General features: G+C 61.8%; 21 protein-coding genes. All 21 read left to right on the top strand.

Annotated elements, in window-relative coordinates:
• Window positions 1-53: 53 nt before the first annotated feature.
• Entirely contained in the window at window positions 54-476 is a 423-nt protein-coding gene (locus tag JC616_RS23580; protein ID WP_107801257.1) for a M15 family metallopeptidase, read from the top strand.
• Window positions 473-697, top strand: coding sequence for a hypothetical protein (locus JC616_RS23575; RefSeq protein WP_227105798.1), 225 nt, complete (start codon window positions 473-475; stop codon window positions 695-697). Before JC616_RS23580 ends, JC616_RS23575 begins: the two co-directional genes overlap by 4 nt.
• On the top strand, window positions 697-1,275 hold the full coding sequence (locus JC616_RS23570; protein ID WP_227105795.1) for a hypothetical protein: 579 nt from the start codon (window positions 697-699) through the stop codon (window positions 1,273-1,275). Before JC616_RS23575 ends, JC616_RS23570 begins: the two co-directional genes overlap by 1 nt.
• Window positions 1,272-1,469, top strand: coding sequence for a TraR/DksA family transcriptional regulator (locus tag JC616_RS23565; RefSeq protein WP_043589247.1), 198 nt, complete (start codon window positions 1,272-1,274; stop codon window positions 1,467-1,469). Before JC616_RS23570 ends, JC616_RS23565 begins: the two co-directional genes overlap by 4 nt.
• A 14-nt stretch (window positions 1,470-1,483) precedes the next feature.
• Window positions 1,484-1,699, top strand: a complete 216-nt coding sequence (locus JC616_RS23560) for a hypothetical protein (RefSeq protein ID WP_019102036.1) — start codon at window positions 1,484-1,486, stop codon at window positions 1,697-1,699.
• Window positions 1,700-1,857: 158 nt separating this feature from the next.
• The gene (locus JC616_RS23555; protein ID WP_227105793.1) at window positions 1,858-3,105 is read left to right on the top strand and encodes a tail fiber protein; all 1,248 of its coding nucleotides are present in this window, start codon (window positions 1,858-1,860) and stop codon (window positions 3,103-3,105) included.
• Between the two features lie 116 nt (window positions 3,106-3,221).
• Complete coding sequence (locus JC616_RS23550; protein WP_227105791.1) at window positions 3,222-3,920, top strand: DUF1834 family protein; 699 nt, start codon at window positions 3,222-3,224, stop codon at window positions 3,918-3,920.
• 75 nt (window positions 3,921-3,995) lie between these two features.
• The gene (locus tag JC616_RS23545) at window positions 3,996-5,417 is read left to right on the top strand and encodes a phage tail sheath C-terminal domain-containing protein (RefSeq protein WP_227105788.1); all 1,422 of its coding nucleotides are present in this window, start codon (window positions 3,996-3,998) and stop codon (window positions 5,415-5,417) included.
• A 286-nt stretch (window positions 5,418-5,703) separates the two neighbouring features.
• Window positions 5,704-6,078 (top strand): hypothetical protein, encoded by a 375-nt coding sequence (locus JC616_RS23540; RefSeq protein ID WP_019104097.1) that lies wholly within the window; start codon window positions 5,704-5,706, stop codon window positions 6,076-6,078.
• A gap of 236 nt (window positions 6,079-6,314) precedes the next feature.
• A complete protein-coding gene (locus JC616_RS23535) occupies window positions 6,315-8,243 on the top strand; it encodes a hypothetical protein (RefSeq protein ID WP_227105786.1) in 1,929 nt (642 codons plus the stop codon).
• Entirely contained in the window at window positions 8,243-9,550 is a 1,308-nt protein-coding gene (locus JC616_RS23530) for a DNA circularization protein (RefSeq protein WP_227105784.1), read from the top strand. Before JC616_RS23535 ends, JC616_RS23530 begins: the two co-directional genes overlap by 1 nt.
• Window positions 9,534-10,592, top strand: a complete 1,059-nt coding sequence (locus tag JC616_RS23525; RefSeq protein WP_227105782.1) for a phage baseplate assembly protein — start codon at window positions 9,534-9,536, stop codon at window positions 10,590-10,592. The genes JC616_RS23530 and JC616_RS23525 overlap by 17 nt, the downstream gene beginning before the upstream one ends.
• A gap of 20 nt (window positions 10,593-10,612) precedes the next feature.
• Window positions 10,613-11,236: a phage baseplate assembly protein V gene (locus tag JC616_RS23520; protein ID WP_227105780.1), complete on the top strand. Its 624-nt coding sequence runs from the start codon at window positions 10,613-10,615 to the stop codon at window positions 11,234-11,236.
• A 106-nt stretch (window positions 11,237-11,342) separates the two neighbouring features.
• Window positions 11,343-11,693, top strand: a complete 351-nt coding sequence (locus tag JC616_RS23515; protein WP_107801249.1) for a phage GP46 family protein — start codon at window positions 11,343-11,345, stop codon at window positions 11,691-11,693.
• Window positions 11,693-12,757 carry a baseplate J/gp47 family protein gene (locus JC616_RS23510; protein WP_227105778.1) on the top strand — a complete coding sequence of 355 codons (1,065 nt, stop codon included), beginning with the start codon at window positions 11,693-11,695 and terminating at the stop codon, window positions 12,755-12,757. Before JC616_RS23515 ends, JC616_RS23510 begins: the two co-directional genes overlap by 1 nt.
• Window positions 12,754-13,332, top strand: coding sequence for a YmfQ family protein (locus tag JC616_RS23505; protein WP_227105777.1), 579 nt, complete (start codon window positions 12,754-12,756; stop codon window positions 13,330-13,332). Before JC616_RS23510 ends, JC616_RS23505 begins: the two co-directional genes overlap by 4 nt.
• A 105-nt stretch (window positions 13,333-13,437) precedes the next feature.
• A complete protein-coding gene (locus tag JC616_RS23500) occupies window positions 13,438-15,186 on the top strand; it encodes a tail fiber protein (RefSeq protein ID WP_227105776.1) in 1,749 nt (582 codons plus the stop codon).
• 10 nt (window positions 15,187-15,196) lie between these two features.
• Complete coding sequence (locus tag JC616_RS23495; protein WP_227105775.1) at window positions 15,197-15,778, top strand: tail fiber assembly protein; 582 nt, start codon at window positions 15,197-15,199, stop codon at window positions 15,776-15,778.
• Between the two features lie 369 nt (window positions 15,779-16,147).
• Complete coding sequence (locus tag JC616_RS23490) at window positions 16,148-17,149, top strand: hypothetical protein (RefSeq protein WP_227105774.1); 1,002 nt, start codon at window positions 16,148-16,150, stop codon at window positions 17,147-17,149.
• A 227-nt stretch (window positions 17,150-17,376) separates the two neighbouring features.
• Window positions 17,377-18,288, top strand: a complete 912-nt coding sequence (locus JC616_RS23485; protein ID WP_227105773.1) for a phage tail protein — start codon at window positions 17,377-17,379, stop codon at window positions 18,286-18,288.
• Window positions 18,289-18,298: 10 nt separating this feature from the next.
• Window positions 18,299-18,883, top strand: a complete 585-nt coding sequence (locus JC616_RS23480) for a tail fiber assembly protein (RefSeq protein WP_227105772.1) — start codon at window positions 18,299-18,301, stop codon at window positions 18,881-18,883.
• The last annotated feature ends 16 nt before the right edge of the window (window positions 18,884-18,899 follow it).

Here is an 18,899-nt window from a genome sequence, read left to right as displayed (position 1 = left end):
GCCGGCTTGCGGCCGGCCGATGAGCCACGTTTCGCCAACAACAAGGAGTTTTCATGGCCAGCAGAGCTATTTCTGACCTGCATCCGCAGTTGCAACCCCTGGCCGAGGCCTTTGTGCGGCGTTGCCGCGACGCCGGCGTGGAGGCTTTGATCACCTGCACCTGGCGCTCCGGCGCGGAACAGGACGCCTTGTACGCGCAGGGCCGCAGCCGGCCCGGTCTCAAGGTCACCAACGCCCGCGCGGGCCAGTCCGCGCACAACGCCATGTTGCACGGCAGTCCGGCCGCGCGAGCCTTCGACGTGGTGCCGCTGATCGGCGGCAAGCCGGTCTGGGACGCCCACCATCCGCACTGGCAGCTGATGGGCGAGATCGGCGCCGCGCTAGGCCTGAATTGGTATGGCCGACCGGACGCGCCGTTCCGCGAGTTTCCCCACTTTGAGTTGAATCCGACCGACCTCGACAAGGAGAAAAAATGATGCGTCTGTCCGACTTGCTGACCCGGCCCGGCGGCCGCCGGCTGAGCCATTCCCGGTTGTGGGCGAACATCGCCTGCGCGGCGGCCACGCTCTTGTTCGTGGTGGAAGGGCTGCGCGGCACCCTGGGCGCGGATATCTGGCTGATTTATCTCGGCATCGTCGGCGGCTACTCCGCCGGCTTGCGGCTGATCGCCGCCTGGCGCGATCGAGGCGGGCGCTGATGGGACCGGGCTTCGCATGGCTGAAATTGGGGGGCTGGCTGCTGCCGCCCTTGCTGGCGGCGGGCCTGGCCTACCCGCTGGGGCTGCGACACGGCGCGGAGAACTGGCGCGCGCGCTTGGCCGAACAGCGGGCGGCGGATCAAGGCCGCCAGGCCGCGGAAGCGGAGCGCGCCCAATTGCAACTGCAGGCGGCCTTGCAGCAGCAGCAACGTCTGCGCGAACTGCTGGGCAGGCAGGAGGCGCGCTTGTTGAGTCAGCAACAGGATCTGCAGCAGCGGCTGCGAGACCAGAAACAAAGGATCGAATATGTCGTGCAACAGGATGGCGGCCGCTATGGCGGCCTTGGCCCTGACAGCCTGCGCCTCTACCGGCAAGTCCTCGGCTACTCCGCCGCCGCAGTGCCCGCAACCGACTCCGTATCTATTGCAAATCCCCATCAAGCCGCCTCCGCCGGCGCCGGGCTACCGGCAGCAGACCTCCTGGCCCACGCCGCCGATTACGGCGCCTGGTGCCAGCAGCTGGAACAAAGGCTGACGGCGCTCGGCGGGCTGTTTACTTCCGAAGGACCACAACCATGAGTGACTTTTTCGATCGGGCCAGCGAGCTGGAAACCGAGTTCCGCGAGCAAGCGATTGCCCGCCATTACCAGCAGTTCGACCAGACAGGCTACAGCCACTGTGAGGATTGCGGCGACCCCATTCCGTCCGCGCGACGGGCGATTATGCCCAGCTGCACCCGCTGCGTGATTTGCCAACAACTGGCCGAAGGCTGAAAGGCGGGTTTCACGTGGAACATGACAATCTGATGGCCCTGGGCCGCATAGAAGGCAAGCTGGACATGATCGTGGCCCACCTCGCCAAACAAGACAAAAAACTGGAAGAGCTGGACAGCCGCCTGCGCGACGTCGAAGTCCAGGCCGCGCGCAGCGGTGCCTTGTCCGGCGCGGTGTCCGCGCTGGCGGTGACGCTGCTGGGCGAGTTCCTCAAGCGCTTGATCCACTGAGCGCGCAAACAGCTTTGGCGCAAATGCGGCGTGTGCATTTCTACACCGGTTCCAAGTTATTTTCCTCCCCCCGCCCACGCGCTGCGGATAGGTAACAACATCCAAGGCGCGACGCCGATTCTGCCTCGTATTCAATCAACCCAGAGAAGGAGAGCCAGATGTCGAACACGACTGTCTGCATCAAGCCGCAATTCCAGGTCAATGTCCTGGGGCAAGCGGAAACCAATCCCGTACGTATCGAAATGAATCAGTGCTGCTGCGACGACGGCGCAAACTCGGGAGCTTCGGTTCCGAGCGGCGCCATCCAGTATTTCGCCCGCAAGGAAGCGCCGGCGGGCTGGATCAAGGCGGATGGCTCGCTGGTGTCCAAACAGCAATATGCCTCTTTGTACCAGGCTATTGGCGATATGTTCGCCAACAAGGAAATGGACACGGACATCCAGGCGCTGCTCAAGTTTGACGATCGCAACAAATTGATCGATCTGATCAGCGGCAAAGAGGCGGTGCTGGTGGGCGCCGCGAACCTGAGCTCCGAGCAAAGCAAATTCGGCAAAACCAGTTTGCAGACCAAGGCCAAGGGCCATTACGCCCGCTTCACCGTGCAAAGCAAGTTCAACCCGGACGCGTTCACGATTGAAGGCTGGCATTACCCGATGTTCACCGGTCATCCCAACTGGATTTTCGGCATGAACGCTTCGGCGCCCTGGGGCGAGATCGGTCTCGGCATCCATTCGCAGACCAAGGCGCCGATGGTTTGGTTGGCCGGTCCCGGTTCCGGTTTTATCTGCGAAGGCGTACAGGGCCAGGCCAATGCGTTTCCTGAGGCCCGCTGGTATCACATCGCGCTGTGTTACGACGGCGCGACCTATCGCCTGTTTGTCGACGGCAAGCTGGCGTGGAGCCTGAAGACTGAGCTGAAAGTCAATATTCCGGACAACACCATCGTGTTCTCGGTGGATGGCCACGACCCGATTTACGCCGACTCCGCCGGCGGCTACTTCCAGGATTGGATGATTTCCAAGAAGTGCCGCTACCAGGCCGAGTTCACTCCGCCGGGTGAACAAACCGGCTCGTCCCGTCCGGAAAACACCGAGCTGTTTCAATTGCCCGATCTGCGGGGCGAATTCATCCGTGGCTGGGACGATGGACGTAGGGTTGATGCTGGTCGGGTATTGGGTTCGGCGCAAGCATCGACGCAAGCACTAGTGGACGACGATGTTGCTCTGGCGGTTGGAGTCATCGATCGCAAGAGCAATAACTTGCCTGAATTGGGGTATGAGCCGGCGACTTCCTCATCCGTTCAAGTTCACAAGCTCACTCCTAGTGGCCAAGCGGTGGGCGACGCCCAATCGCTCCGATCCATCCGTCCTCGCAACCTCGCCCTGCTGGCCTGCATCAAGGCCTGATCCACCTCGGCCGCGCCCGCGGCCGCAAGCCCCCACTGACATCGCTCAGCTAAGCCCAAAACCGCGGGCGCGAGACAATAGCCGTATCGATAAACCGCTGAATCATTGAGGAAATCATGTCCCAGCTGATCCAACTGCAAGACGCCATCGCCGACCGCCTGCGCCAAGGCCTGGGCCGCATGGTGCGCGAAGTGGCGGCCGATCTGGACGAAACCGGCCTCTGCGGGCTGGATCTGGCGCAAGGCCGTTACCAAAGCCGGCTGACGCCGGCGGCGGGCAGCCCGGGTCTGAATCCGCAGGCGCTGGCGCGCCTGCCGGCGTTGTGGACCGTGGCCGGCGGCGTTATCGCCTGCCAGCCTTCGGCCAGCCAACGCCAGCGCTACAAGGCGCAGGCCCGCTTCACCGTCATCGTCGGCGACCGCCTGCAGGCGGATCGCGGCTACGCCGGCGCCGGCGTCTGGCAGCTGGTTTACGCGGTGCGTCGCTTGCTGGCGGCCCAGGATTTCGGCCTGGCGGTGTCGCCGCTGATTCCCGAGCAAGTGCGACCGCTGGCTCAGGCGCAGCGGGACGGCGAGCCCTGGAGCCTGGTGGCTTGCGATTTCGCCACCCACTGGCTGGACGAGGCGCTGGACAACGGCCACTGGCCGTCGCCGCAAGGCGAGACGGATCCGGACCAGCTGTTCGCCCGCTTCGGCGGCAGGCTGGAAGGCCCCGCCGCCGAATGGCGCAGCACCCGGCTGGACTACCGCCTGGACGGTAAAACGGCCGTCAAGGCCCAGGATGTCGTGCTGCAGCCCAAGCCGCCCGCCGTTTGATTTTTCGCAGTATCCCGCCGCGCTGTCCGGCGCGGCGACTTTCCCCCAACCGCATCAATCAGGAGCCCATACTTTATGGCCAGCCCCAACATCAGCTTCGACCAGATTCCGGCGTCCATCCGCAAGCCGGGCAAATACTTCGAGTTCAACACCAAGCTGGCGGTGCGCACCCTGCCGGGCAATCCGCAGCGCGTGCTGGTGATCGGCCAGCGTTTCGCCGACTCCGCTCAGCCGGCTCTGGCCGCGCTGGACGTGTTCAGCGACGAGCAGGCCGCCCAGGCTTTCGGCCGCGGCTCCTACGCCCATCTGCTGGCCCGCGCCGCCATCAACGCCAACCCCTATCTGCAACTCAGCGTGATCGCGGTTGACGACGCGGACAGCGCCGCCGCCGCCGTCGGCACCTTCACCTTCACCGGCCCGGCCACCGGCGCCGGCGTGGCCAGCCTGTTCATCGGCGGCCGCCGCATCGACGTGGCCGTGGCCGCAGGCGACGACGCCGCCAAGATCGCCGCCGCCGCCAAGGCCGCCGTCGACAAGTTGGCGGATCTGCCGGTGACCGCCGCCGCGGCCAAGGAAGTGCTGACCCTGACCGCGCGCCATAAGGGCGCGGCCGGCAACGCCGTCGCCTTGAAAGCGCAGGAACAGATCGCCGGCCTCGGCATCACCGTGGGCGCGATGAAGGGCGGCGCCGCCGATCCGGACATCGCTCCGGCGCTGGCGGCCGTGGTCAGCGGCGGCCACCACATCGTGGTCAACCCCTTCAACAACGACACCGCCTTCACCGCGCTGCGCACCCATCTGGACTTCGTGTCCGGTCCGATGGAGCAACGCGGCGCCATCGGCGTGGTCGGCGCCGTCGGCGCGCTGTCGGAAGTCAGCGCCGTCGCCTCCAAACTGGCCAGCGGCCGCGTCAGCGCCGCCTGGTATCGGGGCTCCGCCAAGCTGCCGGGCGAACTGGCCGCCGCTTACGCCGCGGTGATCGCCAGCGAGGAAGATCCGGCCCGTCCGCTCAACACCCTGGAGCTCAAAGGCCTGGACGTGGTGGAACTGGCCGCCCGCACCAGCCGCACCGAGCAGGAAAACGCCCTCTACAACGGCGTGACCCCGCTGGAAGTGGGCCCGGGCGAACGCGTGCAGATCGTGCGCTCCATCAGCACCTACACCAAGGACGCGCAGGGCGTGGACGACGTGTCGCTGCTGGATCTGACCACCATCCGCACTCTGGACTACGTGCGCCGCGCCTGCCGCGAGCGCGTGGCGCTGCGCTTCCCGCGCGAAAAGCTGTCCGATCGCACCCCGTCCAAGGTCCGCTCCGAGCTGCTGGACGTGCTCTACAAGCTGGAAGAGCTGGAAATCATCGAGGCGGTGGAGGCCAACAAGGACGGCCTGATCGTTGAGCGCGACGCGCAAGACGTGAACCGTCTGGACGCCAAGATCCCGGTGGACGTGGTCAACGGCCTGCACGTGTTCGCCGGCCGCATCGATCTGCTGCTGTAAGAACGTGTTTACGGTCTCGCGAGCTAAGGCGAGACAAGGCGTTGCGGCTGAGAAAGCGGAGTGTACGCGTGGTACATGAGCATTTCGAAGCGGGTTTCAACGCCGTATCGCCGACGCGCAGCAGATCGTAAACAGGCTCTAAGCGGCGCTGGGTAAACACGCGGCGCGCCGTCTTGCTCCCGCGCGCTTACCCGGGCGGACCTAGTTTTCCCCCGTTAACGCTTGATCCGGCGGCCCGCCGTCAAACCGGCCGGGCCGCCCACATGAAACCGAAAAGGACATTCACATGGCTTTGAAAGAATACGCAGGTTCGATCGTACTGGAAGTCAACGGCCAGGAAATCGACGTCATCGATCTGAACGTCAGCAGCAAGACCGGCCGCAAGCTGGTGAAAACCATGAACAGCAGCGGCCGCGCCCGCGGCTTCGCGCGCGGCATCTCGGAATACGAGCTGTCCGTCACCGTCTCCATCCCGCTGTCCGGCGAGCTGGACTGGGAAGCGATCGAAGGCGCCAAGCTCACCGAATTCCCGGTGGCCCCGGGCGGCAAGCGCACCAGCTACCTGGACTGCTTCACGCTGGAAGTGGGCGAGAAATACGGCGTGGAAAGCGAAGCGCGCCGCGATATCAAGCTGCTGTCGCTGCGTAAAGTTCAGGAGTGAGTTCAAGCTTATTTAATCGGCTGATTAAATAATGAACGGCTGGATGTGGAGCGTTGATTAACAGGAAGCATCTGGCCGTCTTCTCATATATTCCCGCCTTGTCGCCTCAAAAAATCATATGAGCGAATACGCAGTTTTAAGCTGCGGTAAAACATCAGTGCATTTTGACAGGTATAGAGTCTTATCTGATGAGTAGTTGATTTCACGGGGCGGTGAAGCATTGACCTGGAGCAGTTATGCTTAAATTAAGCCCGGAGCAGTTGAAGAAGCTAGAAGAAATGGCCGCCAGGAAAAGAGGGAATTATGCGGATATCTACTCTTTTCTGAAGGATGCGGTTGCAGAAAAGATGAAGCAAGAAGCGCATCAAAGCGCAGTGCTGCCGCATGAAAAAGCCAAGGCAATCAAGCGTTCGCAGGAGCTGGATGGGCTGTATCTATGGCTGTCCGTGGCGGAGTCGACCAATGGCGGGACTGGCGATGCTTATGACTCTTTTCTCCGTGCATCAACCAAGAATTTAATGAAGAAGCATGGGAAAAAACCATATTCCGATGCGATTTACAATCAGGCCTCAAATAAGCTTGCCAAAGAAATGATCCCCCAGATCCTCAAGGATCAGGGGATGGATATCAAAAAAATAGTGCAAGCGGACGCCAAAAATTTTACTGAGGCTTTTGACTTGCCGGAGGGCAGCTGGCCTGGAACCGCTTTCGATACCTTTGCTTTGGGCGGAGACCATGTATCCCTGCCCAAGGATGGCAAGATCGGCCTTGCCGACACATTGTTGAATGCAGCCGAAAGCTCGATGGATGTGGTTGGCAGCAAAGTCAGCGAAATAACCGACCCACTCGAAAATAAAATAACAGGATCGCTCGCGGACACGGGGCTGGGACTGTATGAAAAACTATTTGTCGACAAGAAAAAACAGGAGCCTGCACGGCCGAAAAAACAAGCGCCTAAAAAACTTCCCAGCCCAGCCAAGACTCTTGAGGACCTGCCCGAAGGGCAGAAGAAAATCAAGCTGGAGCAATTAAGAAAGAAGGTGGCCAGCAAGCAGGCGATTCCCGATGCCGCGACATTGGCGGCATCAATTTTGGGGAAAGAGGCGGTGCCGGGCGCATTGGCAAAATTAATTCCCAAGCTTCCCGACATGATGCCTGGTGCGGCAATGGCCTTGAGCGCGACAAACGATGTTATCGCGTTTGGCGACCATGTCATTAATGGCCGATTCCATGAGGCAATGACCGAGGGTCTTGGAGTCGCGGCTTCAATGAGTGTCGGGGGTAAAGCTGGAAAACTGGTGAAAGGCGCTGCTGCGCAACGCGCGGCGGAAGCCATTGTGGGCAAGGCTGCGGGGGATAGTGTCAAATTGTTCGCCCAAGGCATGACCGGCGGAGATTATGTTAATAAGTGGGGACCTCCTCGCACGCTGCCTAATGATGTCGATTTGAAAAAAACCTTAGTGGATAAAAACGGCCAAGCCTATTCTGCGGTGGATGTCGATGGTACGGGAGTATTCTCTTGGTTTGCTCATAATGATCGTAGCGATCTAATGGGTGCGAGATATATGGAAGTCATGACTGGAGAGAAAATAGCCGAGCTGAACCGAGACTATATTAAGTCCGTTGAAAAAGAATATGCGGCCAGAGAAAAGCAAGGGCCGACAAAGCAAGAGCAGGCAAAGCAAGAGCAGGCAAAGCAAGAGCAGGGACGCCGGGAGCAAGTAAAGCAGGAGCAGCGGAAGGCGGCCAATTTGACTCCAAAAACCAGCGCGCAGACCACGCCTAAAGAGGCTGCGAAAAAAACGGCGACGGATAAGCCGCGTACCACGCCCAAAAATGCGCAGCCAGCGCAAAAGCCAACCAAGAAAACGGCGGCTGCGGCAGGCACGGCGCAGCCTGGGGCAGAGGATGCCCTGTCTACTCCTGTCGTGATGGCCGCATTGGCTTCGCCATCTCCGGCGCTCTCCAATACCGGCATGCTCGACGGTCCAAGCGCTAATGCTTCAAACGAGCAGTTGCTGATGGTCATGTCGCAGATCCAGGCCAGTTTGAGCCAGTTGGTCAGTCATCTAGCTCAGCCCACCAATATCACCGTCGACGTCCAAAACGGCAATATCGTCGCCGCCGTCAACGCCGCCAATAGCCAACAACAAAGGAGAAGCTGATGTTCAATCTCAGTCTGTTTGCCGGTTCCGCCGCCGGCGCGCTGGTGGACGCCAGTTTCCGCGGGGTGCGCTTCGAATGCCTGCGCAGCGTGGACAGCGCCCAGCGCGACCAGGCGATGCACGAATACCCCTATCTGGACGGCGCCGACGTAGAAGACCTGGGCCGCAAGGCGCGCAAGGTTTCGCTCAGCGTCTTCTTCTGGGGCCGCGATTATCAGCAGCGGCTGCGCGACTTCGTCGCCGCGCTGGACCAGGCCGGTCCGGGCGAGTTGATCCACCCGGTATTCGGCAGCATGCCCAAGGCGCAATTGCTGGATTACCAGATCAGTCACGAGGCCGACGCGCCGGATTCCTGCACCGTGGAAGTGAACTGGGTGGAGGCCACGCCGGGCAATCCCTTTTTCGCCAGCCAGCAGCCCTTGCAGCAGGTGGAGGCCATCAGCGCTTTGGCGGCCAAGGCGCGCAGTCTGGGCGGCGAGGCCTTCGCCAAGGCTCAGGGCCTGCTGCAAAACGCCAATACCGCGCTGACCCGGCTGGGCGCGCTGCGCGTGCGCTTGAGCGATACTGTGCGGCAGCTTGCCGGCATGGCGCAGCAAGGCATTGCCCAGGTGGTGGACTTGCTGGCCTATCCGCAAGCCTTCATCGGCCAAGTGACGTCCTTGGTGGACGAGGTCGCCAACTGGCGCTTTGGCGTCAAGCTGGAAATCTGGCCGGGCCTGAAGTGGGAGGCGGAAGCCAAGCTGCCGCAGGCCACCCTGGCCGACTGGAACGCGATGAAGGACCGGCTCAACGGCGTGTCCAAGAAAATCGGCCGCGCGTCCGATGCCTTGAACCAAGCCGGCAAGGCGCTGGAAGTATGGACCGAGGACGAGATCCGCATCGACGCCTTGCTCAAACTGACGGTGTCCACCTCGATGGCGAACGCCGCCGCCGATCTGTTCCGCTCTGAAGCCGCGCAGCCCACGTTGACGCCGCCGGCGCTGGAGCAAGTGGCCGGCGATGTGCGAGCCACGCTGCAGCAGGCCATAGAGCAATGGCGCAAGGCGCTGCCGGGCGAGGACACGCGCCAGGTGATTGAAAGCCTGCGCGATCTGGGCCTGCAGGTGCAGCGCAGCGCCGCCGGCCTGGTGGCCGCCAAGCCGCCCTTGATTACCCGCAAGGTGGAATCCGCCGCCAATCTGCGTCAGTTGGCCCATCTGTGGTACGGCGACAGCGGCCGCGCCGCCGAACTGCTGCGTCTGAATCCGCAGCTGGCGCATCCCAACCATCTGCAAGCAGGAGAGCTGATCCATGGTTACGCCCGCTAAAAGCGCTTCGGCCAAGAACGAAGTCAGCCTGGAGATCGCCGGCAAGGCTCATCGTTACTGGACCCAGTACAGCATCGACTCCGATCTGACCGTGGCCGCCGACGCCTGGCAGGTGTCGCTGGGCCTGCCCGGCGGCGAGGTGCCGCCGGCGGTGGAGCCGGGCGCCGAGGTCAAAGTGCTGGTGGGTGCGGACGTGGTGCTGCAGGGGCGGGTGGACGACATCAGCCACAGCATAGGCGCCGGCAGCCACCAACTGACGCTGTCGGGCCGGGATCTGGCCGGCATGTTGCTGGACTGCAGCGCGCCGCTGCTTACCGGCAAGGGCATGACGTTGAGCGATGTGCTGGAGAACGTGATCAAGCCGCTGGGCGTCAGCCGGGTGCGCGTGGATGGCAAGGCCAAGGGCCAGATCGAGAAAATCAGCGTGGACCCGGGCAACAGCGCTTGGGACGTGCTCACCCGCGCCGCCGCGGCCAACGGCCTGGCCGCCTGGTTCGATCCGGACGGCACCCTGGTGGTGGGCGGACCGGACTACAGCGCGCCGGCCAAGGCCAAGCTGATCCTGCGTCGCGACGGTAAGGGCAACAATGTGCTCAGCCTGGCGGAAACCCGCTCCCACGCGCCGCGCTACTCGCAGCTGACCCTGCTGGGCCAGGGCCATCGTCAAGCCTTGACCCCGGGCAGACACGATCTCAAGCACCAGTCCGCGGACCCGGATGTTCGTTATCACAAACCGCGCATCGTGGTGGAGCCGGACGCCGCCAACCCGGCGGAACTGGCGGCGCGCGCGGACAAGATGCTGGCCGACGCGCGGCTGGCCGGCTACACCCTCAGCGCCACCGTGGCTGGACATCGCAACAGCGCCGGCGAACTGTGGACCCCCGGCCAGCGCATCCAGGTGGAAAGCGAGCCGCACGGCATCAAGGGCGGCACTTATTTCCTGATGGCGCGCACCTTCAGCGGCGGGCGCGGGCAGGGCAGCACTACCCGGCTGACGTTGAAAGAGGACGGCCGCTGGCTGCCGGTCATGCGCAAACGCTGAGACAAAGAAAGGTTGAAACGATGTGGAATGACGTAGACCAGAGAATTCGCCGCGCCTTCAGCAATGTGCGGCAGGGCTTTCGCGCGGTGCTGACCCGGGTGGACAGCGCTGGCGACGTGCAAACCGTGCAGGCCGACGCCTTGGCCGGCGAGCAACTGCAGGACGCCGAGCTGTTCCAGCATTACGGCTACAGCGCCAATCCGCCGCCGGGCAGCATGGCGGTGGTGCTCCCCTTGGGCGGGCGCAGCAGCCACGGCGTGGTGATCGCCACCGAGCACGGCAACTACCGGTTGAAGCAGCTCAAACCCGGCGAAGTGGCGCTGTACAGCGACGAAGGCAGCAAGATCGTGCTTAAACGCGGCCGCTTGATCGAGGTGGAGTGCGACACCTTCAGCCTGCGCTGCAAGAACTGGCAGGTCAACGCCAGCGAACAGGCCAGCTTCACCACGCCCACGCTCAGCACCAGCGCGCAGCTGGTGGCTCAGGGCCAGATTAACGGCAACGGCGGCATGGCCATCCAGGGCGGCAGCGGCGCCAGTGTGAAAGGCAATGTCACCGTCAGCGGCGACGTGGTGGCCGGTGGCAAGAGCCTGGTGGGACACCAACATAACGGCGTGCATGGTACGACCAGCCCGCCGTTGTAAAACACGATTTTCACCAAGCGTGCTGTTGATATCGCTTGTTTGAATGTTCGCCGGCACTGACCCGCGTCCCTTATCCCCAATCCCTTCAAACCCGGAAAATAACGCCATGGACCCTCTATTGGACCCCATCACCGGCGATTACGCCGGCGGTACCACCGACACCCTGGCCAATGCCGTCTACCTGAGGCTGATGACCCCGCTGGGCGGCTGGTGGGCCGATCCCGAACTCGGCTCCCGCCTGCATCTATTGTCTCGCAGCAAGGACAGCAACCAGATCGACCTGCTGGCCTGCCAATACGCCGAACAAGCCTTGCAGCCCTTGTTGCGCGACGGCCGCGCCCGCCGCGTCGGCGTAGAGGCGCAACGCCCCGGCAGCGGCCGTTTGCTGCTGCTGGTCGAAGTGGAAGAGGCCGGCGGCCAGACCCGACATTTCCAACACCATGTGAGGATAGCCTGATGCCTTTGTCCACCCCGGATTTTGAAACCATACGCGGCGCGCTGCTGCGCGATCTGCAAAACCTGCGCGCCGACGCCGATGTCGGTCCCGACAGCGACTTTTACGTGCGCGCCAGCTCGGTCGCCAGCGCGGTGGAAGGCTTGTACCAGCATCAAAGCTGGATCGCCCGCCAGATCTTCCCGGACAGCGCCGACCGCGACTATCTGGAACAGCACGCCCGGGTGCGCGGCCTCAGCCGCAAGCCGCCGGTGGCGGCCAAAGGCCTGTTGCAACTGAGCGGCAATCCCGGCGCCGGCTTCGCCGCCGGTCTGAAAGTGCGCTTGGGCGAACAGCTCTACACCACTCAGGCCGGCGGCCAGCTGGATGTGGACGGCCAGGCCCGCGCGGCGGTGGCCGCCGATCTGCCCGGCCTGGCCGGCAATGTGCCGGCCGGCACGGTGGCGGAACTGATGGCCGCGCCCAGCGGCCTGGCCAGCCGCGTCAGCTTCGCCAGCATGGACGGCGGCGTGGACGAAGAGGACGACGCCGCCTTGTTGGCGCGGCTGCTGGAGCTGATCCGTCGCCCGCCGGCCGGCGGCAACCGCCACGATTATCGACGCTGGGCGCTGGAAGTGCCGGGCGTGTCCGCCGCCTACGTCTACCCGTTGCGCCGCGGCCTCGGCACCGTGGACGTGGTGATCACCGCCCAGGACAGCCTGCCCTCGGCCGACACCCTGGCCGTGGTGCAAGCCCATATCGAAGATCTGCGCCCGGTCACCGCCAAGAACTGCCTGGTGCTGGCGCCCACGCCGCGTCCGGTGGATATCGAGGTGGCGCTGACGGTGGACGGCACCACTGTGCAAGCCGTCACTGAGCCGCTGCGTCAGGTGCTGGCCGCCCATTTCTCCAGCCTGGCCCCCGGCAGCAAGCTGTACAAGAGCCGGCTGGAAGCCTTGATCTCCGACCTGCCCGGCGTGGTGGATCGCCAATTGCTGTCGCCCGCCGACAATGTCGCGCCGGCGGTGAATGAGAAAACGGTGGAATGGCTGCGCCTGGGCAAACTCACGGTGAGGGGGATGCAATGAGCCCGCAAACCCCGCATAGCGAACTGCTGACGCGCTTGCTGCCGCCGGTCAGCTACAGTCCGGACGGACCGCGGCTGCAAGCCGAGCTGGGCAGCGAAGGCGCGGCGCTGGACCGGGTGCAGAACGGCGCCCGGCAGCTGGTGGGCGCCACCACGCCGCTGCTGGCCGAAGGCCTGTTGCCGGATTGGGAGCGCGTCTGCGGTCTGACCCCGCCGACGGACGCGCCCTACCAGCAGCGCCAGCAGGCGGTGTTGGCCAAGCTGGCGGAAACCGGCGGCCTGTCCATTCCTTACTTCACCCGGCTGGCGTCGGGCATGGGCTACCGCATCGCCATCAGCGAGCCGCAGCCTTTCCGCGCCGGCATCAACCGCGCCGGCCAGCAGCTGTGGACGGCGGACATCCCCTGGGTGTGGCAAGTCACCGTGTTCGGCGCCAAGACCCGGCCGTACTTCTTCCGCGCCGGCCAGTCGCTGGCCGGAGAACGCCTGACCACCTTCGGCGATCCGCGACTGGAAGATCTGTTCAAGGATCTGAAGCCGGCCCACACCTACGTCTACTTCGCCTACCAGCCTTAAACCGCGCCTCACGCGGACCTTCCCGTCCTTTCTCCCTTCCCCTCACAGCCCCGTCCTCAGTGGGCGGGAGTCTGTGCTCTTTACTCTTTTCCTCAGGAGCGCCTCATGCAAGAACCCATCAAGCCCATTCCCACGCCTGACAAGCTGTTCCACGACGGCAACCCGGTCAGTGGCGAACTTGGCACCATCGTCAGTGCTGAATGGCTGAACGGTATGCAGTCTGCCGCTCAGGCCACTCAGGAAGAAGTGCTGGCCGTGATCAAGGACAGTGGCCAGGGTACCGACCCCAAGCGCAAGGACCAACTGCTGCAGGCAGTCAAGCAGATTGCCTGGGGCGGCAATAGCAAGCCAACCACGTTGGCAGGCTATGGTATTGGCGACGCTTTGCCGTTGAAACCGGCGTTGGGTGTGGTGGATCTGAACGATATTAACGTCACGGGTCTTTATAGCCAGCGGGGGGACGCACAAGCGGCCAGTGGCAAGAACTACCCGACACCCTATGCCGGCAAGCTGCAAGTCTATGCCGACGAGAATATGGTGTATCAGAACTATCAGGCTTACAACGATGCTGGTATCTGGTATCGCTGTTGTTATCGGGGACATTGGGCGCAGTGGCAGAAACTGGCTGACGCAGCCTCCACGTTGGCCGGCTACGGCATCGCTGATGGCGTGACTAAGTCCGAGTTGAAGGCCGCTGTCGATGGCGTGGTCAACGGTGCGCCGGGCGCGCTGGATACGCTGCAGGAACTGGCGGCGGCGCTGGGCAATGACAAGGACTTCGCGGCCACCATCACCAACAAGCTGGCAGGCAAGGCGGATAAGGCCGATTCGCTGGCGGGCTACGGCATTAATACTTTGGCGCTGTCTACCGCGCAGACTGTGCATGTCCTGAAGACCACGCCGAATAACTACGACGCCACTATGTACAGCAGAGGGACTATGGAACTGTGCTCCACCGGCGTGGATTTCCCATCCTTAGGCCTACATCGGCCGGGATATAGCGCGGTAGCCTTGGTGCACAAAGGCTATGGCGATGAAACACTGGTGTTGAAAGAGGCAGGCGGCGGTGAATTCCGAGTATGGCACTCCGGCAATGACACGTCTTTGATCAAGAAACGTCGCTATCGTATTGACCCGCAGGATGGCACCTCGTTGGATACTTCTATCACCGGCGGGGAAATGGGATTCAACTATGGCACCTCCAGCGGCGTGACTGGCCCGTTCATCGCCTTTGGTGGGTTGGGAGGCCAGATTGACTACTCCTGCCAACTGACGGCCGACTATCAGCGCGGAAACACCATGCGTTTTCGTACCCGCAACGACGACGCCAAGCGTTGGAACCCCTGGCATACCTTGATGCATGACGGTCATCTGACCGGGCAAGTCGCCTATTTTGCCATGAGCGATGCACCGGAAGGTTGGCTGAAGGCCAATGGCTCCGCGGTAAGCCGAACCGAATACGCCGCTTTATTTGCGGCGATAGGCACCCGGTTTGGCGTTGGGGATGGCTCAACGACTTTTAATCTGCCTGATTTGCGAGGGGAGTTCATCCGTGGTTGGGATGATGGGCGAGGGGTGGATTCGGGGCGTGCTCTGGGTGCATCCCAGAGTCCTACCTATATTCGCAATCTGATCGATAAGTTGAGTGGAGGCTATCCAATAGGCACTTCCGCTATCGGGGCTTGGAATACGGAGGGGTGGTCCGTCAATGTCGAGGGCAACAAAACACCCACTGATATGAGCAACACCACTTACTACGTTGCAGTTGCCTCTGCTGTCCCTGGCAGTGGAGATAATGGGGCGTTTTCCACACGTCCCCGCAACGTTGCTCTGCTTGCCTGCATCAAGTTCTAAGGAGACTTTCATGCAAGAAATCAAAAACAAAACCGTCTACGCCTACCACCCGCAAACCGGGGAGTATCTGGGAATCACACAGGCGGACCTGTCGCCACTGGAAAAAGATGTTTGGTTGTTGCCGGCTCATAGCACCGAACAACAGCCGTCGGTCACTGCGGAACGTCAAACCGCAGTATTCCGCGATGGCGGCTGGATGGTCATGCCGGATTGGCGCAGTACTAAACTGTGGAGCCAGCAGACCGCACTACCGGTCCAGGCCAAGCTAGGCGAGACCCCGGACAGCTTGCGTGCCACCTTGCTGGAGCCCTGCGAGTTTGCGGCTTGGGATGGCAAAGGCTGGATCATTAATAAGGCGGCCCAGGCTACCGCTTTGGTGGCACAAATGCAGGCTCAATTGAAGCAGCGCCTCGTGGAAGCCTATGCCAGCCGTCGTCCTTTGGAGGATGCGGCGGAAATCGGCATGGCGACGGAAGCGGAGTTGGCGCGGCTGCTGGGGTGGAAGCGTTATTGTGTGGAGCTATCGCGTTTGCCTGAATTGGCGATGTGGCCTCGGCTGGTGGAGACGGACTGGCCGAAGCAGCCTGTCTGATTCAGGGTTTATCAATCAAAACGGCAGCCATGCGCTGCCGTTTTTTCTTCAAGTCATTGCGGAGTATTGCCTAATCCATCGGTGCCGGGGTATTTAAAACTTGTTCAATGTCTACTGCGCTTTAGCAGGGTAGCTAGACAGCGACGTTGAAAATGCCTGCAGAATGTTCTGTTATGTATGTACTCAGCTGATATTGCTGTGTTTCGTTCTCACTCGCTGGATTTTGAAGCAGCCTCCCTCCTCCGGTGCACTGACATCCGTCCACTGCTGCTGCTGCTGTGTTTCTTGCAAAATCCCCTCCAAATCCTTTCAGTAACGACACCTGTCATCGGCCGTGGCCGATTCTTCATTTCCGCGGGAGGCGATTCCATGCAAGAAGCACTCAAGCCCATCAACACGCCGGACACTCTGTTTCACGACGGCAACCCCACCACCGGCGAACTGGGCACCATCGTCAGCGCCGACTGGTTGAACAACCTGCAACTGGCTACGCGCTCGGCCCAGGAGGAACTGATCTCCTTGATCAAGGACAGTGGTCAGACGCTGGACGCCAGCCGCAAGGACCAGTTGTTGCAGGCGGTGAAAAAAATGGCCTGGGGCGGAGACAGCAAGCCGACCACGCTGGCGGGCTACGGCATTAGCGATGGGGCCACCAAGGCCGAAGTGGCGGTCAAGGCCGACAAGGCCAGCACCCTGGCGGGCTACGGCATCCAGGACGGCATCACTGTGGGCATGCTGCCGCGGCATAATCTATTGGCGGACGGCGGGCGTTTTTTCGATCCATTCACGCCGGAGGGTATTGCCCAGGTGAGAGCCATTCAGATCACCACTCCGTTTGCCACCCCCATGCATAATGTTTCATATAGCCAGAGTGTTAGCTCTGTGGGGCGTTTCATTCATGATAATAGCTCGTATGAAGGCCCTGGCCCGAAGTTGGCGCAGCCGGTAGAGGATTTATTGAATGGCATGGGGCGTGATCAAAAGCGTTATGGCAACGAGTTTCATATTGCGGAGTTGCGCTGTGGAGCATTGAGTCATTCGGCGCAAGTGCTCGATGGAAAAAATATGGCATTGGCGATGGCGTATGGGGCCGGTACCGATGGACTAGTTACATTCATGAGCTGGCTGCGTTGTATCAGCGGCTCTATTTACCTTGATTGCGGCCTGTATCGCAATGGCAAGCCAATGGAGAATAAGCGCATCACGCCGAGCGATGGCTGGGTGCATATGGCTGGGATGACTGACTGGGGGCGTGGCTATAGCAACTGTCACATTTTTGCCGAGAATAACTCGGTCTTCCAACTGGCCTTGCCTGCAGCGCTGTCCGGTATGCATGGCGGTTACGTACACAAAGCGCCGATCGCGCCGTAAACATCATCGGTTTTCAAGTATGGCAATCCTGCGGGGTTGCCATTTTTTTGCCTGCTCGCCACTGACATCCGTCCGCTGCTGACGCGCGTCGCTCCCCGGCACAATGAGGGCATTAATTCACTAGCGAAGCGGGTCAACTGGCGGTCTGACGACGGCTAATGTGGTCCGTACCCCGCCTATGTCGCCGGCCCGGCTCATGGGCAGACTCATTAAGGAGCGAGAGCGCGATGCAAAACACTTTGAAGCCGATCAACAGCCCGGACGGCCTGTTTCATGACGGCAACCCCACCACTGGCGAACTGGGTACCATCGTCAGCGCCGATTGGCTGAACAGCCTGCAGCAGGCGACTGTCGCTACTCAGGACGAGTTGATTGCCTTGATCAAGGACAGCGGCCAGGCATTGGACGCCAACCGCAAGGATCAATTGCTACAGGCGGTGAAGCAACTGGCCTGGGGTGGAAATAGCAAGCCGACTACTTTGGCGGGTTACGGGATTACCGATGGGGCCACTAAGGCAGAGGTTTCCATCAAGGCGGACAAAGCGGGTACGCTGGCTGGTTATGGCATTGCCGATGGCGCGACGACTAGTCAATTGCGTGCCGCGGCGCCAGCCGGCGAAGTGGCCTACTTTGCAATGCCATCTGCACCGCCTGGTTGGTTGAGATGTGATGGCTCCTTGGCCAGCCGCAATGTTTATCCCGCGTTGTTTGAGGCAATTGGGACGCGATACGGTGCAGGAGATGGGACAACAACGTTTAACCTGCCTGATTTACGCGGAGAATTTATCCGCGGCTGGAGCAGCGATCACCCTGTAGTAGACGTGGGACGTGCATTTGCGTCTAGGCAAATGGGCTCATTGATTCCTTACCAAGGCTATATCGATCCGACGCGCAGCGGTGCATGGCAAAGCAGTTACAACGATAGATTGGGATGGGTGAGTGGTCTGTTTGATGATGGTTTTGAGAGCAACCATGTCGATGGTACTTCCGTGGTTAATTACGGTGTAACTCCGATCCCGAACTGGCAAGCTCAACTTCTTGGAGGCACATTGACGCAAGCTGTTACAGGGTCGACAACCAACCTTTTGAAAGGCACCCGCCCCCGCAACATCGCCCTGCTTGCCTGCATCAAACACTAAGGAGATCTCCATGCAAGAACGCACGCAGAAAACCGTCTACGCCTACCATCCGGAAACCGGCGAGTATTTGGGTACCACCATGGCGGACCTGTCGCCGCTGGATGTTGAAGAAACCTGGCTGATTCCGGCCTACGCTACCGAGCAGCAACCGCCGCAGGCGGGGAACAGGCAAGCGGCGGTCTATCGTGACGGCGGCTGGCTGCTGGTGGTGGATTTTCGCGCGCTCAAGCTGTGGAGCAAGGCCAGCGCGCAGCCGGTGACGGCGCAAATCGGCGACACGCCGGACAGCCTGCAGGCCACTGAGCTGGAGCCGCCGCCCTTCGCGGTGTGGAACAAGAAAGCCTGGAAAGTGGACGCCGACGCGCAGCGCGCGGCGCTGACGGCGCAGGCGCAGCAGGAGTTGCAGCAGCGCTTGGCGATTGCCTACGCTCAGCGCCGGCCTTTGGAGGACGCGCAGGAGCTGGGGTTGGCTACGGCGCAGGAGCAGGGCTTGCTGACGGCGTGGAAGCGTTACTGCGTTGAGCTGTCGCGGCTGCCGCTGCAGACCGCGTGGCCGCAGCTGGGCAAGGCGGACTGGCCTGCGGCGCCTGTCTAAACATTGAGTTTGTGTG

The organism is Chromobacterium rhizoryzae, assembly GCF_020544465.1.
Classification (GTDB): domain Bacteria; phylum Pseudomonadota; class Gammaproteobacteria; order Burkholderiales; family Chromobacteriaceae; genus Chromobacterium.
Note: the sequence above shows the minus strand (reverse complement) of the source record. Positions and strands in the feature narration are given on the sequence as shown.

Excerpts from the sequence above, each read along its gene's own strand:
- JC616_RS23510 (WP_227105778.1), top strand. The coding sequence starts at position 11,693 with ATGCCTTTGTCCACCCCGGATTTTGAAACCATACGCGGCGCGCTGCTG.
- JC616_RS23580 (WP_107801257.1), top strand. The coding sequence starts at position 54 with ATGGCCAGCAGAGCTATTTCTGACCTGCATCCGCAGTTGCAACCCCTG.
- JC616_RS23555 (WP_227105793.1), top strand. The coding sequence starts at position 1,858 with ATGTCGAACACGACTGTCTGCATCAAGCCGCAATTCCAGGTCAATGTC.
- JC616_RS23515 (WP_107801249.1), top strand. The coding sequence starts at position 11,343 with ATGGACCCTCTATTGGACCCCATCACCGGCGATTACGCCGGCGGTACC.
- JC616_RS23570 (WP_227105795.1), top strand. The coding sequence starts at position 697 with ATGGGACCGGGCTTCGCATGGCTGAAATTGGGGGGCTGGCTGCTGCCG.
- JC616_RS23490 (WP_227105774.1), top strand. The coding sequence starts at position 16,148 with ATGCAAGAAGCACTCAAGCCCATCAACACGCCGGACACTCTGTTTCAC.
- JC616_RS23545 (WP_227105788.1), top strand. The coding sequence starts at position 3,996 with ATGGCCAGCCCCAACATCAGCTTCGACCAGATTCCGGCGTCCATCCGC.
- JC616_RS23535 (WP_227105786.1), top strand. The coding sequence starts at position 6,315 with ATGCTTAAATTAAGCCCGGAGCAGTTGAAGAAGCTAGAAGAAATGGCC.
- JC616_RS23485 (WP_227105773.1), top strand. The coding sequence starts at position 17,377 with ATGCAAAACACTTTGAAGCCGATCAACAGCCCGGACGGCCTGTTTCAT.
- JC616_RS23550 (WP_227105791.1), top strand. The coding sequence starts at position 3,222 with ATGTCCCAGCTGATCCAACTGCAAGACGCCATCGCCGACCGCCTGCGC.
- JC616_RS23575 (WP_227105798.1), top strand. The coding sequence starts at position 473 with ATGATGCGTCTGTCCGACTTGCTGACCCGGCCCGGCGGCCGCCGGCTG.
- JC616_RS23540 (WP_019104097.1), top strand. The coding sequence starts at position 5,704 with ATGGCTTTGAAAGAATACGCAGGTTCGATCGTACTGGAAGTCAACGGC.
- JC616_RS23500 (WP_227105776.1), top strand. The coding sequence starts at position 13,438 with ATGCAAGAACCCATCAAGCCCATTCCCACGCCTGACAAGCTGTTCCAC.
- JC616_RS23480 (WP_227105772.1), top strand. The coding sequence starts at position 18,299 with ATGCAAGAACGCACGCAGAAAACCGTCTACGCCTACCATCCGGAAACC.
- JC616_RS23525 (WP_227105782.1), top strand. The coding sequence starts at position 9,534 with ATGGTTACGCCCGCTAAAAGCGCTTCGGCCAAGAACGAAGTCAGCCTG.
- JC616_RS23565 (WP_043589247.1), top strand. The coding sequence starts at position 1,272 with ATGAGTGACTTTTTCGATCGGGCCAGCGAGCTGGAAACCGAGTTCCGC.
- JC616_RS23530 (WP_227105784.1), top strand. The coding sequence starts at position 8,243 with ATGTTCAATCTCAGTCTGTTTGCCGGTTCCGCCGCCGGCGCGCTGGTG.
- JC616_RS23520 (WP_227105780.1), top strand. The coding sequence starts at position 10,613 with ATGTGGAATGACGTAGACCAGAGAATTCGCCGCGCCTTCAGCAATGTG.
- JC616_RS23505 (WP_227105777.1), top strand. The coding sequence starts at position 12,754 with ATGAGCCCGCAAACCCCGCATAGCGAACTGCTGACGCGCTTGCTGCCG.
- JC616_RS23495 (WP_227105775.1), top strand. The coding sequence starts at position 15,197 with ATGCAAGAAATCAAAAACAAAACCGTCTACGCCTACCACCCGCAAACC.